We start from the raw sequence: 16,137 nt of genomic DNA on the forward strand, positions 1-16,137 counted from the left end.
TCGGTGCCGGCCGGAGCCGGTCCGTGAGGACCGGCTCCGGCCGGCAGATCCGGGTACCCCCGACCCTGAGCCGGGCCGACCCCATCCGGCGACCGGCTCCCCCGTGCAGCCGGTCGCACCCCGTCCGCGGCATTGCGGAGGCGGAGCTGATGCGGGAAGGAATGCCAGCACCGCCATGACAACGGCATGGAACGAGTTCGGTTACGGCTCAGCCCCGAAACTTGCGAAAAAGAGGTCCCACCGGCCCCCCGGGCAACAGAACGGCGCGTCCGGCGGCGCCGGCCGGGCGGATCCACGCGCGGACGACCGCCGGAGCGCCCTGTCGAGGAAGCGCCCTGTCGAGGAAGCGCCCTGTCGAGGAAGCGCCCTGTCGACGAAGCGCCCTGTCGACGAAGCGCCGTGTCGACACCGGATTCCCGTGTCGACACCGGAAGCGAGCCGGTCAGCCGCTCACAGCGTGGTGACGAAGTCGGCGAGCTGGGCCGCGTTGCGGCACTCGACCATGTCCATCACCTCGCCGTACCGATCGGCCGCCGAGTCGCCGCTCCCCCACATCCGCCGCGGCTCGGGATTGAGCCAGTGCGCCGACCGCGACCGCCGGACCAGGTCGGCGAGGACCGGCAGGCCCGCCGGCCGGTAGTTCGTCCGACCGTCACCGAGCACGAGCAGCGACGTCTTCGGGCCGATCGCCGAGGCCCACCGGTCGGCGAACACCTCGAAGGCGGTGCCGTAGTCGCTGTGCCCGTCGAAGCCGACGACGTCGGCCTCCCGGCCGATCCGCGCCACGGCGTCGACGACGTCGGCGCCGGGCCGGAAGAAGCGGGTGACCTCGTCGGTGGTGTCGACGAACGCGAACGCCCGCACGCCGGTGAAGTGCTCGCGCAGCGCCTGCGTGAGCATGAGGGTGAAGTGGCTGAACCCGGCCACCGAGCCGCTCACGTCGCAGAGCACGACCAGCTCCGGCTTGTGCACCTTCCGCGGCCGGTGGTGGGTCACCACCGGCACCCCACCCGTGCCCAGCGACGCCCGCACCGTCTTGCGGAAGTCGAGCCGGCCCTCGCGTCCGAGCCGCCGGCGGGCGGACAGGCGCACCGCGAGCCGGCGGGCGAGCGGCGCCACGGCCCGCCGCAGCTCCGCGAGGTCCGAGGCCTGGGCACGGAGGAAGTCCACCTGGTCGGCCAGCGGCCGGATCGCGTTCTTGGCGACCTTCTCCCGCCCCTTCTCCGCGGCCGTCCGCCGGCGCACCTCGGCCTCGATCGCGGCCCGGAACGCGGTCAGCCGCTCCCGCACGGTCTGCCGGGCCACCTGCTCGGCCAGCCCGCCGCGGTCGCCCTCAGCGAGCAGCCCCGCGAGCAACTGCGCGACCAGCGTGTCCGGCGACAGCGCCCGCAGCACGCGGTAGCTGAAGAACGACTGCCCGGACGGCGAGGGCTGACCCCGGCCCAGCCGGTCGACCGCCTCGCGCGCGAACCTCCGCAGCGCCTCCGGGTCTCCGTCCATCAGCAGGCGGAGCAGCTGCGCGCGCATGAGCTCGGACAGGTCGGCGTCGTCGGACCCCGGCACGTCCAGCGTCGAGCTCCGCCGTTCCGCCGCCTCGCCGGCGTCGCCGTCGTCCGACGACGCCGCCGGCCGGTCCGACAACGGCCACCACAGGTCGAACAGGACGTCGTACGTCGGTCGCTGCGCGGCCCGCTGCAGCAGCACCGCCGCCAGCCCGTGCCGCAACTGCTCCCGCTCCAGCAGGTCGACGACGGTGAGGATCTCCGCGGCGTCCACGGCCTGGCTGATCCCGACCGGGATGCCGGCCTCCCGCACCGCGCGGACGAACCCGTCGAGGTGCCCGGCCAGTCCGCCGGTGGCAGCAGCCGAGGCGGTCATCAGTTGAGCCGGAGCTCGGCCGCGGCGCGGACCTGGTCGCTGGCGTGCTTGAGGACGACGCCGAGGGTCGACCGCATCGCCGGCTCGTCGAGCGTGTCCAGGCCCAGCTCCAGCAGGGTCTGCGCCCAGTCGAGGGTCTCGGAGATGGACGGTGACTTCTTCAGCTCCAGCGCACGCAACGCCCGCACCGTCCGGACCAGCTGGTCGGCCAGGCCCGGCGCGAGGTCGGGCACCCGGGACAGCACGATCTCCCGCTCCCGCTCGGCCGACGGGTAGTCCAGCGCCAGGTACAGGCAGCGCCGCTTCAGCGCCTCGGACAGCTCACGGGTGGCGTTCGAGGTGAGCACCACCATGGGACGGCGCTCAGCGGTGATCGTACCGAGCTCGGGGATGGTCACCTGGAAGTCCGACAGCACCTCCAGCAGCAGACCCTCGACCTCGACGTCGGCCTTGTCGGTCTCGTCGACGAGCAGCACGGTCGGGTCGGTGCGCCGGATCGCCGTCAGCAGCGGGCGGGAGAGCAGGAACTCCTCGCCGAAGATGTCGTCGTGGACGGTGTCCCAGTCCGCGCCGTCGGTCCCCTGCGACGCCTGGATCCGCAGCAGCTGCTTCTTGTAGTTCCACTCGTAGAGCGCCCGCGCCTCGTCCAGGCCCTCGTAGCACTGCAGCCGGATCAGCTCCGAACCCGTCGCCGTCGCCAACGCCTTGGCCAGCTCCGTCTTGCCCGTGCCGGCCGGCCCCTCGACCAGCAGGGGCTTGGCGAGCCGGTCGGCGAGGAAGACCGTCGTGGCGATCTGGGCGTCGGGCAGGTACCCGGCGGTCGACAGCCGCTTGCTGACGTCCGCGACCGAGGAGAACTGCGGGGACTGCGACGGCGGGCGGGGCAATGCGGCTCCTCGTACAGGGCGGGGTCAGCGGGTGTGACCGTTGCCGGTCACGACGTACGTCGTGGAGGTCAGCTCGGGCAGGCCGAGGGGCCCGCGCGCATGCAGCTTCTGGGTGGAGATGCCGATCTCGGCGCCGAAACCGAACTCGCCACCGTCGGTGAACCGGGTCGAGGCGTTGACCAGCACGGCGGCCGCGTCGACACCGGCGGTGAAGTCGGCGATCGCGGTCGCGGAGTCGGTGACGATCGCCTCGCTGTGGCCGCTCCCCCACCGCGCGATGTGCTCCAGCGCGGCCGGCAGGTCATCGACCACGCGCACGGCCATGTCCATCGACAGGTACTCCGTCGCCCAGTCCTCATCGGTCGCCGGGACGACGGCGTCGTGCGCGGACCGCGAGGCGTCGTCCCCGTGCAGGGTCACGCCCGCGTCGGCCAGGGCGGCGAGCAGCCGGGGCAGGAAGGGGACGTCGCGGTGCACGAGCAGCGTCTCGGCGGAGTTGCACACGCTCACGCGGTGGGTCTTGGAGTTGAGCACGATCGCCTCGGCCATCGCGGGGTCGGCGGAGGCGTCGACGTAGACGTGGCAGTTGCCGACCCCGGTCTCGATCACCGGCACGGTCGCCTCGCGCACGACCCGCTCGATCAGCGACGCCCCACCTCGTGGGATGACGACGTCGACCACGCCGCGGGCGCCCAGCAGCTCCCCCACCGATGCGCGGTCGGCCGGCAGCAGCTCGACGAAGCCCTCCGGCAGGCCGGCCTTCGTCCCCGCCTCGGTCAGGACGGCGACCAGGGCGGTGTTGGTGCCGAACGCCGACGCCGAGCCCCGCAGCAGCGCCGCGTTCCCGCTCTTCAGGCACAGCCCGGTCGCGTCGACGGTGACGTTGGGCCGGGCCTCGTAGACGATCCCCACGACGCCCATCGGCACCCGCACCTGGCGCAGCTGCAGGCCGGTGGCCAGCCGGGAGCCGCGGACGACGTCGCCCACCGGGTCGGGCAGGGCGATCAGCTGGCGGAGCGCCTCGGCAACCCCGGCCACGCGGGCGGCGTCCAGGCGGAGCCGGTCGAGCACGGACTCGGGCGTTCCCGCGGCAGCGGCGGCCTCGACGTCGGCGGCGTTGGCGGCCAGCACCTCCTCGGTGCGCTCGACCAGCGCGTCGGCCATCGCCGCGAGTGCGGCGTCCTTGGTGTCGGTGGGCAGGGTGCGCAGCACCCGGGCGGCCGCCCGCGCGCGCAGCGCGGCGGCACCGATCAGCGGCAGGTCTGCGACGTCGGACACGTCCGCGAGGGTACGCGGGCGGACGGGCTCGTCCCGAGCCTCCGCGACGGACGGGACCCGGTCAGGCGTAAGGATCGGTGATCTCCCGCAGCCGCTCGAGCGCCGCTCGCAGCTGGCCGGCGGCCTTCGCACCGAGGTACGCGGTCCACTCCGCCTCGACCTCGGCTTCCACCTTCCGCGCCAGCGCGACGACAGCCTCCCCGCGGCCGGCCATCTGCACGAGGCGCGCGCGTGCGTCGGTCGGGTCGGGCACGCGGCGGACGTACCCGGCCCGCTCCAGCTGGTCGACCAGGTGACCAGCGGTCTGCTTGGTGACCAGCGCCTGCTCGGCGAGGTCGGTGAGCCGGGTGCCGTGAGGGCCGATACGCGCGGCGATGCGGCCCTGGGCGGGGGTGATGTCGTCGAAGCCGGCCGCGGCCAGGGCCGCGAACAGGCGGGTCTCCATGGCCCTGGACGGGTAGAAGCACAGCAGGCCCAGGTTCTGTCGCTCCGCCGGATCCTCGGTCACGTGACCCCTTGACGATGGTCAGATGCTCTGACGAAAATAGTCAGTGCATCTTACCAATCGCGGAGAGACGTCATGGACCTCGACGACGTATGGCCGAGCATCGACGCCGAGCGGGCCGACCTGGCCGATCTCATCGACGACCTCTCCCCCGCCGAGTGGGAGGCGCCCTCGTTGTGCGCCGCCTGGCGGGTGGGCGACGTCGCCGCCCACCTGACGCTGGCGCACATGGGCTACCGCGCGGCCGTCGTCGCCGCCGTACGGGCGCGGGGAAGTTTCGACGGGATGATCCGGGACACCGCCCTCCGCGCCGCATCCCTGCCACCCGCGGAGTACGCCCGGCGACTCCGCGCGATGGTCGGCTCCCGGCGTACGGCACCGTTCCTCACGCCGATGGAGCCGCTCATCGACGTACTGGTCCACGGCCAGGACATCGCGGTCCCGTTGGGCCGGACCCGGCCGATGCCCACCGCAGCCGCGGCCGCGGCCGCGCAGCGAGCGTGGGACGTGGGGTTCCCCTTCCGCGCCCGCAAACGGCTGGCCGGCGTCCGGCTGGCCGCCACGGACGCCGACTGGACGGTCGGCTCGGGAGCGCCGATCGAGGGCCCGATCTCCGCGCTCCTGCTCCTGGTCACCGGTCGCGACGCCGCACTGGACGAGCTGACCGGCGAGGGCGTCGGTGCCCTGGCCGGCGGGACCAACGAATCGAGGAGGCAGAGATGACGTGGGGTCTGATCACGGACGTCGCGGCCCCGGCCCAGGTCTACGACGCGATGCACGCGCGCCTGTTGGACCTCACGGGCGGCAAGGCCGACGGCCTGCTGGTCCACCTGGCGCGAGCCACGGAGACCGGCTTCCAGATCGTCGACGTGTGGGAGTCGAAGGACCGGTTCGAGCGATACCAGACGGAACTCATCGGGCCACTGCTCGCGGAGCTGACCGGCGCCGACGGACCAGCCAGCGAGGCCCCGGTCGTCAGGGAGTTCGACGTGCGCGGTCTCGTCGTCCCTGCGGCCGGGATCGCGGTCTGACCCCGGCCGTCAGCGCGAGCGCAGCGCCCGAAGCGCGGACTTGCGGGCGTCGCCGGTCAGCCGGTCGAGGAAGACCTTGCCGTCGAGGTGGTCCACCTCGTGCTGCAGGCACCGCGCCATGAGGCCCTCGCCCTCGAGCCGCAGGGGCTTGCCCTCCACGTCGAAGCCCTCGACGACCGCATGGTTCGCGCGCACCGTCGGCGCCCAGATACCGGGCACCGACAGGCAGCCCTCGTCGCCGTCCTGGATCTCCTCCGACAGCTCGACGACCACCGGGTTGACCATGTGGCCGATGACGCCGTCGATGTTGTAGGAGAACGCCCGCACGCTGACCCCGATCTGCGGGGCGGCCAGGCCGGCCCGCCCGGGGTGGTCGACGGTCTCGACGAGGTCGCGCACCAGGGCGGCCAGCCAGCCGTCGAAGACGCGCACCTCGTCGGCGGGGGTGCGAAGCACCGGGTCACCGAGCTCCCGGATCGGGCGGATCGTCACGCGGTGCAGTCTCTCAGCCGTCGGTCCGGGACCTGACCAGCACCATCTCGTCGCGGTGCACGACCTCGCGGCGGTACTCCGCGGGGAGGTCCCCGGTCTTGCGGCCGAGCAGGGCCGGCATCTCCCGCGCGTCGTAGGCCACCAGCCCGCGGGCGACGACGGCGCCGTCCGGGCCCACGAGCTCGACCGGGTCGTCCGCCAGGAAGTCACCCACCACGCCGGTGATGCCCGCCGCCAGCAGCGACGCGTTCCGCTCGAGGACCGCCCGGACCGCGCCGTCGTCCAGCAGCAGCCGGCCGCGGGGGTCGCTGGCGTAGCCGAGCCAGAACTGCCGGGCGCTGGGCCGCCGACCCGTGGCCGGGAACAGGGTGCCGACCGCCTCGCCGGCCAGCGCCGCGGCCGCCTGCGCCGTCGAGGTGACGACGACGGGGACGCCGGCGTGCGAGGCGATCAGCGCCGCCTCGACCTTGGTCGCCATCCCGCCGGTGCCGACCCCGTTGCGGCGGGCCGAGCCGAGCGAGATCGCACCCAGGTCGGCGGGCCCGTGCACCGTGTCGACCAGCCGGGCGGGGCCGGTACGCGGATCGCCGTCGTAGACGCCGTCGACGTCGGAGAGCAGGACGAGGGCGTCGGCCCGCGCCACGTGCGCGACCAGCGCGGCCAGGCGGTCGTTGTCGCCGAAGCGGATCTCCTCGGTGGCCACCGTGTCGTTCTCGTTGACCACCGGCAGCACGCCGAGGGTCAGCAGCCGCTCCACCGTCTGGCGGGCGTTGCGGTAATGGCTGCGCCGGGTGAGGTCGTCGGCCGTGAGCAGCACCTGCCCGACGGTGACCCCGTGCCGGGCGAACGCGTCGGCGTAGGTCTGCACCAGCCGCAGCTGCCCGACGCTGGCGGCGGCCTGCGCGGTGGCGAGATCGCGGGGCCGGCCCTCGATCCCCAGCGGCGCCAGGCCCGCGGCGATCGCCCCGGAGGAGACCAGCACGACCTCGCGGCCGGCGGAGCGTTCCGCGCCCAGGACGTCGACCAGCGCCGACAGCCGCGCGGCGTCCAGGCCCCCGGGCAGCGTGGTGAGCGAGGACGACCCGACCTTCACCACGACCCGGCGCGCGCCGGCGATCTGCGGGCGGGCCGCGCCGGAGGAGGCGACCCCGGTCACTGCGCGTCGTCCGGGAGGTCCTCGTCCGTCCACCCGGACTCGCTGAGCTCGTAGGGGATGCGGCGCTCGCGCTTGGCGGCCAGCCGCTCCTCGGCCCGGACCCGGTGGGCCGGCTCCAGCCGGTTGTCCGTACCCCGGCCGCCGAGACCGGCGGACTCCTCCGCGGTGAGGGTGCCGGCCGGCAGGGTCGGCACGAAGTCGAAAGTCACGCCGCCGATGGTGACCGCGTCGCCCTCGACGGCACCGGCCTTGGCCAGCTGCTCCTCGACCCCGAGACGGTTGAGCCGGTCGGCGAGGAAGCCGACGGCCTCGTCGTTGCTGAAGTCGGTCTGCCGGACCCAGCGCTCCGGCCGGACGCCGCGGACGACGAAGCCGTCCGTGTACTCGGTGTCCCGCTCGACCGTGAAGCCGGAGTCGTCGACGGCGCGCGGGGTGATCGTCACCCGGACCGACTCCATCGGCGGCAGGCTCGCGCGGTGCTCCTCGACGGCGCGGCCGAGGCCGTAGCCGAGCTCGGTCAGCCCCTCGCCGGTGGCGGCGCTTATCGCGAAGACCTCGAGACCACGCTCCTCCAGCGAATCGCGCACGAGATCGACCAGCTCCCGGGCGTCCGGGACGTCGATCTTGTTGAGGACGGCGATCCGCAGCCGGCCGACCAGGTCGAGCTCGTCGCCGCCGTACTCGGCCAGCTCGTGCTCCAGCGCCTCGATGTCGGTCTCCGGGTCGCGGCCGGGCTCCATCGTCGCCATGTCGACGACGTGCACCAGGACCGCGCAGCGCTCGACGTGGCGGAGGAACTGCACGCCCAGGCCCTTGCCGGTGGACGCGCCGGGGATCAGCCCCGGGACGTCGGCCATCGTGTACGTGACGTCGCCCGACCGGATCACGCCGAGGTTCGGGACGAGCGTGGTGAACGGGTAGTCGGCGATCTTCGGCCGCGCCGCGGACATGGCCGCGATCAGCGAGGACTTACCGGCCGACGGGAAGCCGACGAGGCCGACGTCGGCGATGCTCTTGAGCTCGATGACGGCGTCGAAGGCCTCGCCTGGTTCCCCGAGCAGGGCGAAGCCGGGAGCCTTCCGCCGGGAGTTGGCCAGCGCGGCGTTGCCGAGCCCGCCCTTGCCGCCCTGCGCCAGCACCACGCGGGTTCCGGCGCCGACGAGGTCGGCGATGACCCGGCCGTCGGGCGTGCTGACGACCGTTCCCGCGGGCACCCGGAGGACGCGGTCCTCACCACGGGCGCCGCTGCGGTTGCTGCCCTCGCCCGGCTGGCCGTTGCCGGCCTTCTGGTGCGGGCGGTGGTGGAAGTCCAGCAGCGTGTGCACGTTGGGGTCCACCTCGAGGACGACGTCGCCGCCGTTCCCGCCGTTGCCCCCGTCGGGCCCACCCAGCGGCTTGTACTTCTCCCGATGGACCGAGGACACACCGTGCCCGCCGTTGCCGGCGGCCACGTGCACCGTCACCCGATCGACGAAAGCGGCCATCTCCGCCGCCTCCTAGCTGTTACGCGGTTGACAAAGCCAGCGAGCGCACGAGCCCGAAGGCCCGTGCGCTCGGATGGCGGACGTGCGGGTGATCAGGCCTCGACGGCGCTGATGGAGACGGTCTTGCGTCCCCGTCGCATACCGAAGGTCACTGCACCGGCGTCGAGCGCGAACAGCGTGTCGTCGCTGCCACGGCCGACCCCGAGACCCGGGTGGAAGTGGGTGCCGCGCTGGCGCACGATGATCTCGCCGGCCTTCACGACCTGACCGCCGAAACGCTTCACGCCGAGGCGCTGGGCGTTGGAGTCGCGACCGTTGCGGGACGACGAGGCGCCCTTCTTGTGTGCCATGTCGGCGTCAGCCCTTCGAGATGTCGCGGACCACGACGTCGGTCAGGGGCTGACGGTGCCCCTGCCGCTTGTGGTAGCCGGTCTTGTTCTTGAACTTGTGGATGTGGATCTTCGGGCCCTTGCCGTGGCCGACGATCTCGCCGGTCACGGTGACCTTCGCCAGCGCGGCGGCGTCACTGGTGACGGTCTCGCCGTCGACCAGCAGGATCGCCGGGAGGGCGACCGTGTCGCCCGCCGCACCGGCGAGCCGGTTGATCGTGAACGTGTCGCCCACGGCAACCTTGTGCTGGCTGCCACCGGCCTTCACCACTGCGTACACCACTGACTCCTCGATCGCTTCTTCGTGTCCTGCGCGCACGACCGGAGCGGGCGCCGGGTGCTGGACGGGCTGCGGACGCCGGACCCGGCAGCACCTGACGGTGCGCGGCCGGTGGCGAGGCAACCCGGCCAGCGTACCCGAGCGGCGCGCAGCCGGTCGACACGGCCCGGTCGGGCGACGGTCTGCGTCCGGGGTTCCGGACGCACTGTTCAGACGGGCGGGCCCGCCGGACGGCTGGCGGCCCGACGACGGCGCGGTCGGCCTGTGGCCGGGATCTCCTCGGGGACGCCGGCCGGCTCGACCGGCCCCGTCTCGAGGACGGCCATCTCGCTCGCGACGGGCTCGGACGAGGACCCGTCGGGCGCCGGCACGATCGTCATGGTGTTGCTCTCCACCGGCGTCTGCGCGGCCGGCGGGAGGTCCTCGGAGGTGTCCTCGGGCCGGTAGTCGGCCACCTCGTCCGCCCCGGCGGTCTCGTCGCCGGTCCCCGCGGCCGGAACGCCGTCGAGCACGGCGGCGTCCTCCGCGGCGCGCTCCTCACCGGACTGGCCCCGGCCGCGCCGCCCACGGTTGCGCCGGCCCCCGGTGCGGGCGGCGTCGCCGTCGCCGGTCTCCGCCGGTCCGGTTGCGTCCTCGCCGGCTTCCTGACCCGCGTCCATGACGTCGCCCTTCGCCTCGACCCTGCCCGCATCGTCCCTGGCACCGTCCCGGGAGCCGGACCGGTCGCGACCTCTCGCCCCGCCGCCGCTGCCGGAGCTCCCGCTCCCCGAGCTCGTGCCGCCGTTGCCGCCGGAACGGCGCTTCTCGTCGACCGGGTCGGTGGAGACGATCACGCCGCGGCCGCGGCAGTGGTCGCAGGGCTCGGAGAAGACCTCGAGCAGGCCCTGGCCGACCCGCTTGCGGGTCATCTGCACCAGGCCCAGCGAGGTGACCTCGGCGACCTGGTGCTTGGTGCGGTCGCGGCCCAGGCACTCGGTGAGCCGCCGCAGGACGAGGTCCCGGTTGCTCTCGAGCACCATGTCGATGAAGTCGATGACGATGATGCCGCCGACGTCGCGCAGCCGGAGCTGGCGGACGATCTCCTCGGCCGCCTCCATGTTGTTCCGCGTGACGGTCTGCTCCAGGTTGCCGCCCGAGCCCACGAACTTGCCGGTGTTGACGTCGACGACGGTCATCGCCTCGGTGCGGTCGATGACCAGCGAGCCACCCGAGGGCAGCCACACCTTGCGGTCGAGCGCCTTGGCCAGCTGCTCGTCGACGCGCAGGTTGTGGAAGACGTCGCCCTCGCCGGTGAACCGGGTCAGCCGCCCGGTGAGCTCGGGCGAGACGTGCGCGACGTAGGCCTCGACGGTGTCCCAGGCGTCGTCGCCCTGGACGACGAGCTCCTTGAAGTCCTCGTTGAAGACGTCGCGGATGACGCGGATCGCCAGGTCGGGCTCGCCGTAGAGCAGGGTCGGCGCGTTCGACGTCGACTCGGCCTTCTTCTGGATGACCTCCCACTGCGCGGTCAGCCGGTTGACGTCGCGGGTGAGCTCCTCCTCCGAGGCGCCCTCCGCGGCGGTCCGGATGATGACGCCGGCGTCCTCGGGGACGATCTTCTTCAGGATGTCCTTGAGCCGCTGCCGCTCGGTGTCGGGCAGCTTGCGGCTGATGCCGGTCATCGACCCGCCGGGCACGTAGACCAGGAACCGGCCGGGCAGGTTGATCTGCTGGGTGAGCCGGGCGCCCTTGTGGCCGATCGGGTCCTTCGTCACCTGCACGAGGACCTTGTCGCCGGACTTGAGCGCCGTCTCGATCGAGCGCGACTTGCCGGACAGGCCGGCCGCGTCCCAGTTGACCTCGCCGGCGTAGAGGACGGCGTTGCGCCCCTTGCCGACGTCGACGAAGGCCGCCTCCATCGAGGGCAGCACGTTCTGCACGCGGCCGAGGTAGACGTTGCCGGCGAAGGACGTCGCCGACGCCTGGGTCACGTAGTGCTCGACCAGGACGTCGTCCTCGAGGACGGCGATCTGCGTGCGCTCGCCCCGCTGGCGGATGACCATCTTGCGGTCGACCGCCTCGCGGCGGGCCAGGAACTCGCTCTCGGTCAGGATCGGCGCGCGGCGGCGGCCGGTGTCCCGGCCGTCCCGGCGGCGCTGGCGCTTCGCCTCGAGGCGCGTGGAGCCCGCGACGCCGCGGACGTCGTCGTCGCTGGTGGTCCGGCCGTTGCGACCGGCCCGCTCGGGCCGGTCGTCGTCGTCGACCTCCTCGCCGGCGGCGTCCGCGCTGCCGGCACTGCCACCGCGGCGACGGCGGCGGCGACGGCGCCGCGTGCTCGACGCGGACTCCTCGTCGGTGTCGCCGGACTCCTCGGCGTCCTCGTCGTCGCCCTCGGTCTCGGCGAGCTCGTCGGAGCTCTCGTCCTCGCCCTCGGCGGCGTCCTCGCCGGTCCGGCCACGACCGCGGCCACGGCGGCCACGCCGCCGGCGACGGCTGCCCGCGCCCGTCTCGTCCTCGGTGTCCTCGTCGGTGATGTCGACGATGTCCTCGGCGTCGTCCTCCGTGATCTCCGCGACGTCGGGCTCGTCGGCGGGACCGCGCCGCGACCGGCTGCGCCGGGAACGGCTGCGGCCGGTGCTCGGCTCGGGGAGGTCGTCGCGGTCCTCGGTGGGCGTCGCCTCGGCGTCGAGGGCCTCGTCGCCGGCGCCGTCGGCCTCCACCGTCTCGGCCGGACGGCGGCCGCGACGGCGGGGCGGGGGCGGGGCGTCGGTCTCCGACGGGGCGACGAACGTGATGAACGCCGGGGCGGGGGCCGGCGGAGCGGACTCGGCGGCCTCGACCGGCTCGGCAGCGAAGGACGGCCGCGTGGCACGGCGCCGGGGGCGCGCGACGACCGCGGTCGGCTCCGGGGAGCTGAAGGCGGTGGCGAAGCGAGGAAGCTCGGGCTCGGCCTCCGCTTCCGGCTCGGCCTCCGCTTCCGGCTGGGCCTCCGCTTCCGGCTCGGGCTCGGGCTCCGGCTCGGGCTCCGCTTCCGTCTCGAGCTCTGGGTCGGCCTCGTCGTCGGGGGCCGCGAGTTCGTCGGCGTGGCCCTCCGGAGTCCCGGGGGTCTCCGCCGCGGTCTCGGTCTCCGCGGCGGTCTCGGGCTCCGCGGCGCTCCCGCTGCCCGGGGTTCCTGCGCCGGTCTCGTCGGTGGTGGTGTCGTTGTCGTCGGCCACGAGGGTCGTCTCCTCAAGGCTCCCGGGCGCCGATCGGATGACTGGCGACCGCGCAGGAGCACGGGTTGGGCGGGACGGGCCGCCGCACGGGGTACGGCGGTGGTGGCTCGTCCTGCTGAAGTCTGGTGGGCCGTCCCCCGGGCGGTGGTTGCCGCGGCCGGGAGCCGGAGTGCTGGTGGTGCCGCACCCGATGGAGCCTGGATGCGCGGTGCCTGGATGCGTCGTGCCGGGTCTTCGGTGGTGCTGGTCCTTCGGGAGCTGGGTCGTGGGTCGCGCGGTGGTCTGCGTCGTCCGGGCCGGCTGGTCCGGAGCGGTGCGTCACGTCTGGCAGCCGTGCCGCTCGACGGCGCGAGGCCTCCGGGTCCACCCAGGTCAGATCGTCGCGTGCTCCCCCTGGCAGCGGGTGCGCGCCGCACGGTCAGGCCCGAGCGGATCGGCCACGGTCCCGGTGTCGTCGAGCCGGCCCTGCGCCGCACGCACGGCCCGTGGGGGCAACGGCGGGCGCAGGTCGGCGACGGCAGTCAGGGCGGCCAACACGTCGTCCGGTCGTACGGCGGGCGTTCCCTGCCGGACGACCATGTGCAGTATGGCACAACCTGCCTCTTCGACCGCGAACGCGCTGGTGACCGACGCGCGCGCATCGATGTCCCGGAGGCCGTTCTTGGTGCGCTTGGCGACGGTCACGACGTCCCGCGAGAGGAACTCCGCCAGCGCCGGCTCCAGTTCCGCGAGTGCCACCCCGGGCAGCTCCACGCGCCACACCGACGTGTCGATCCGGTCGGCCAGCGAGCCGGTCCCCTCCAGCGCCTCCACGCACTCGACGACGGCGAGGTCCTCCGGCAGGGCGGCGTCCAGGGCGGCCCGCACCGCTTCGGGGTCGCACCGGACGCTCAGCCCGATCTCCAGGTACTCGGCCTCGCTGGCCGACCCGGTCGGCGCGGCACCGAGGTAGGAGATCTTGGGATGGGGGCTGAACCCGGCCGAGAACGCCATCGGCACCTGGGCCCGGCGCAGCGCGCGCTCGAGCGTGCGGGCCAGGTCGCGGTGGGACGCGAACCGGAGCCGGCCGCGCTTGGCGTACCGGATGCGCAGCTTCTGGACGGTCGGCGGCGGGGGCGGGCCCTCGGGCTGACGGGCCATCAGACGACGGTGAGCGGGATCAGACTGCGGCCGGTGGGGCCTATCTGGATCTCGGTGCCCATGGTCGGGCAGACGCCGCAGTCGTAGCAGGGCGTCCACCGGCAGTCGGCGACCTCCTCCTCGTTCAGCGCCTCCTGCCAGTCGTCCCAGAGGAACTCCTTGTCCAGGCCGGAGTCGAGGTGGTCCCACGGGAGGATCTCGTGCTCGGTGCGCTCCCGGGTGGTGAACCAGTCGAGGTCGACGCCGAAGGGGGCCAGCTCCTCGGCGGCCGCCGTCGTCCAGCGGTCGAAGGAGAAGTGCTCGCTCCAGCCGTCGAACTTCCCGCCCTCGCGCCAGACGCGCTCGATGACCCGGCCGACGCGGCGGTCGCCCCGGGAGAGCAGGCCTTCGATCACGCCGGGCTTGCCGTCGTGGTAGCGCAGGCCGATGGACTTGCCGATCCGCCGGTCGGCGTTGATCGCCTGCCGCAGGATGCGCAGCCGGTGGTCGATCGTGTCGGCGCTGGCCTGACCCGCCCACTGGAACGGGGTGTGCGGCTTGGGCACGAAGCCACCGATGGAGACGGTGCAGCGGACGTCCTTCTGGCCGCTGGCCTCCCGGCCGGCCCGGATGACCTCGACGGCCAGCTCGGCGATCTCCAGCACGTCCTCGTCGGTCTCGGTGGGCAGACCGCACATGAAGTACAGCTTCACCTGGCGCCAGCCGTTGGCGTAGGCGGTGGTGACCGTCCGGACGAGGTCCTCCTTGGACACCGTCTTGTTGATCACGCGTCGGATCCGCTCGCTGCCGCCCTCGGGCGCGAAGGTCAGGCCGGAGCGCCGTCCGTTCCGGGAGAGCTCGTTGGCCAGGGTGACGTTGAAGGCGTCGACCCGGGTGCTCGGCAGGGAGAGGCTGGTGTTGGTGCCCTCGTACCGGTCGGCGAGCTCCTTGGCCAGCTGGCCGATCTCGGAGTGGTCGGCGCTGGACAGCGACAGCAGCCCGACCTCCTCGTAGCCGGTCGCCTTGAGCCCCTGCTCCACCATCGAGCCGATGCCGGTGATCGTCCGCTCGCGCACCGGGCGGGTGATCATCCCGGCCTGGCAGAAGCGGCAGCCCCGGGTGCAGCCACGGAAGATCTCCACGCTCATCCGCTCGTGCACGCTCTCCGCCAGCGGCACGATCGGCGTCTTCGGGTAGGGCCACTCGTCGAGGTCCATGACGGTGCGCTTGCCGACCTTGACCGGGACGTCGTCGCGCGTCCGCGTGACCGCGGCGATCGCGCCGTCCGCGGCGTAGGAGACGGCGTAGAAGGACGGCACGTAGACGCCGTCCACCCGCGCCAGGCGGGCGAGGAGCTCGACGCGGCCGCCGGGGCGCCCCTGGGCCTTCCACGCCTTGACGACGTCGGTGATGTCGCCGACCACCTGCTCGCCGTCACCGAGGACGGCTGCGTCGACGAAGTCGGATACGGGCTCGGGGTTGAAGGCCGCGTGCCCACCGGCGACGACGACGGGGTGGGTCTCGTCGCGGTCGACGGCGTGCAGCGGGACGCCGGCGAGGTCGAGCGCCTCGAGCAGGTTGGTGTAACCGAGCTCGGTGGCGAAGCTGACGCCGAGCAGGTCGAAGTCCTTCACCGCGCGGTGGCCGTCGACGGTGAACTGGGGGACGCCGTTCTCGCGCATGAGGGCGGCGAGGTCGGGCCAGACGGCGTACGTGCGCTCGGCCAGGGCGTCGGGGCGCTCGTTGAGCACCTCGTACAGGATCATCAGGCCCTGGTTGGGCAGGCCCACCTCGTAGGCGTCGGGATACATCAGCGCCCAGTGCACGGCGGCGCCGTCCCATGGCTTGACCTGGGAGTTCAGTTCACCGCCGACGTACTGGATCGGCTTCTGGATCTGAGCCAGCAGCGGTTCGAGGCGGGGGTAGAGAGTCTCACCAGTCATGACCGGTCCAGGGTAGCCGCCCCTCGTGAACCGGTTACCCGCGCGATCCGAGGGGCCAAGATGGCCATCTCGGCCCCTCGGGTGGATCAGCCCAGGTCGGGGAAGAAGAGCTTGACCTCGCGCTCGGCGGACTCGTCGGAGTCGGAGCCGTGCACGATGTTGTTCTGCACCTCGAGGGCGAAGTCGCCGCGGATCGTGCCGGGGGCGGCCTTCACCGGGTCGGTCGCGCCGGCCAGCGCGCGGAACGCCTCGACGGCGCGCGGGCCCTCGGCCACCAGCGCGAGCAGCGGCCCGCCGGTGATGAACTCGACGAGGGAGCCGAAGAACGGCCGCTCGCGGTGCTCGGCGTAGTGGGTCTCGGCGGTCTCGCGGTCGAGGGTGCGCAGCTCGGCGGCGACCAGGCGCAGGCCCTTGGCCTCCAGCCGCGAGATCACCTCGCCGACCAGGCCGCGGGCGACGCCATCAGGCTTGACGAGAATCAGGGTGCGATCGGTCACGGGG

General features: G+C 73.4%; 15 protein-coding genes. 2 read left to right on the forward strand and 13 right to left on the reverse strand.

The genetic code is table 11. The annotated features are described in order from the left end of the window. Positions 1 to 450: 450 nt before the first annotated feature. From E4P39_RS02335 to E4P39_RS02350, 4 genes are all read right to left on the reverse strand, one after another. Positions 451 to 1,878: a VWA domain-containing protein gene (locus E4P39_RS02335; RefSeq protein WP_135134750.1), complete on the reverse strand. Its 1,428-nt coding sequence runs from the start codon at positions 1,876 to 1,878 to the stop codon at positions 451 to 453. After that, complete coding sequence (locus E4P39_RS02340) at positions 1,878 to 2,765, reverse strand: MoxR family ATPase (protein WP_135134751.1); 888 nt, start codon at positions 2,763 to 2,765, stop codon at positions 1,878 to 1,880. Before E4P39_RS02340 ends, E4P39_RS02335 begins: the two co-directional genes overlap by 1 nt. A 24-nt stretch (positions 2,766 to 2,789) precedes the next feature. After that, positions 2,790 to 4,043, reverse strand: coding sequence for a glutamate-5-semialdehyde dehydrogenase (locus tag E4P39_RS02345; protein WP_209306288.1), 1,254 nt, complete (start codon positions 4,041 to 4,043; stop codon positions 2,790 to 2,792). 61 nt (positions 4,044 to 4,104) lie between these two features. Then, positions 4,105 to 4,551, reverse strand: a complete 447-nt coding sequence (locus E4P39_RS02350) for a MarR family transcriptional regulator (protein ID WP_245159586.1) — start codon at positions 4,549 to 4,551, stop codon at positions 4,105 to 4,107. Positions 4,552 to 4,623: 72 nt separating this feature from the next. Between E4P39_RS02350 and E4P39_RS02355 the strand changes: the two genes are divergently transcribed. Together E4P39_RS02355 and E4P39_RS02360 are read left to right on the forward strand one after the other, a co-directional pair. Then, positions 4,624 to 5,271 carry a maleylpyruvate isomerase family mycothiol-dependent enzyme gene (locus E4P39_RS02355; protein ID WP_135134752.1) on the forward strand — a complete coding sequence of 216 codons (648 nt, stop codon included), beginning with the start codon at positions 4,624 to 4,626 and terminating at the stop codon, positions 5,269 to 5,271. Further along, the gene (locus E4P39_RS02360) at positions 5,268 to 5,579 is read left to right on the forward strand and encodes a hypothetical protein (protein ID WP_135134753.1); all 312 of its coding nucleotides are present in this window, start codon (positions 5,268 to 5,270) and stop codon (positions 5,577 to 5,579) included. The genes E4P39_RS02355 and E4P39_RS02360 overlap by 4 nt, the downstream gene beginning before the upstream one ends. 9 nt (positions 5,580 to 5,588) lie before the next feature. On the opposite strand, the gene def is transcribed toward E4P39_RS02360, so the two are convergent. From def to ndk, 9 genes are all read right to left on the reverse strand, one after another. After that, positions 5,589 to 6,071, reverse strand: a complete 483-nt coding sequence (gene def, locus E4P39_RS02365; RefSeq protein ID WP_135134754.1) for a peptide deformylase — start codon at positions 6,069 to 6,071, stop codon at positions 5,589 to 5,591. 13 nt (positions 6,072 to 6,084) lie between these two features. Continuing rightward, positions 6,085 to 7,227, reverse strand: a complete 1,143-nt coding sequence (gene proB / locus E4P39_RS02370) for a glutamate 5-kinase (protein WP_135134755.1) — start codon at positions 7,225 to 7,227, stop codon at positions 6,085 to 6,087. Next, a complete protein-coding gene (obgE, locus tag E4P39_RS02375) occupies positions 7,224 to 8,711 on the reverse strand; it encodes a GTPase ObgE (protein ID WP_135134756.1) in 1,488 nt (495 codons plus the stop codon). The genes proB and obgE overlap by 4 nt, the downstream gene beginning before the upstream one ends. Positions 8,712 to 8,803: 92 nt before the next feature. Then, on the reverse strand, positions 8,804 to 9,061 hold the full coding sequence (rpmA, locus tag E4P39_RS02380) for a 50S ribosomal protein L27 (RefSeq protein WP_135134757.1): 258 nt from the start codon (positions 9,059 to 9,061) through the stop codon (positions 8,804 to 8,806). Between the two features lie 7 nt (positions 9,062 to 9,068). Beyond that, positions 9,069 to 9,380, reverse strand: a complete 312-nt coding sequence (rplU, locus tag E4P39_RS02385) for a 50S ribosomal protein L21 (RefSeq protein ID WP_135134758.1) — start codon at positions 9,378 to 9,380, stop codon at positions 9,069 to 9,071. A 209-nt stretch (positions 9,381 to 9,589) separates the two neighbouring features. Then, entirely contained in the window at positions 9,590 to 12,574 is a 2,985-nt protein-coding gene (locus tag E4P39_RS02390) for a ribonuclease E/G (RefSeq protein WP_135134759.1), read from the reverse strand. Positions 12,575 to 12,946: 372 nt separating this feature from the next. Next, a complete protein-coding gene (locus tag E4P39_RS02395) occupies positions 12,947 to 13,714 on the reverse strand; it encodes a TIGR03936 family radical SAM-associated protein (protein ID WP_135134760.1) in 768 nt (255 codons plus the stop codon). Then, entirely contained in the window at positions 13,714 to 15,636 is a 1,923-nt protein-coding gene (locus tag E4P39_RS02400; RefSeq protein WP_135134761.1) for a TIGR03960 family B12-binding radical SAM protein, read from the reverse strand. Before E4P39_RS02400 ends, E4P39_RS02395 begins: the two co-directional genes overlap by 1 nt. Positions 15,637 to 15,722: 86 nt before the next feature. Beyond that, positions 15,723 to 16,133 (reverse strand): nucleoside-diphosphate kinase, encoded by a 411-nt coding sequence (ndk, locus tag E4P39_RS02405; RefSeq protein WP_135134762.1) that lies wholly within the window; start codon positions 16,131 to 16,133, stop codon positions 15,723 to 15,725. Positions 16,134 to 16,137 lie beyond the last annotated feature (4 nt).

Source organism: Blastococcus sp. CT_GayMR19, from assembly GCF_004570385.1.
In the GTDB taxonomy this organism is placed as follows: domain Bacteria; phylum Actinomycetota; class Actinomycetes; order Mycobacteriales; family Geodermatophilaceae; genus Blastococcus_B.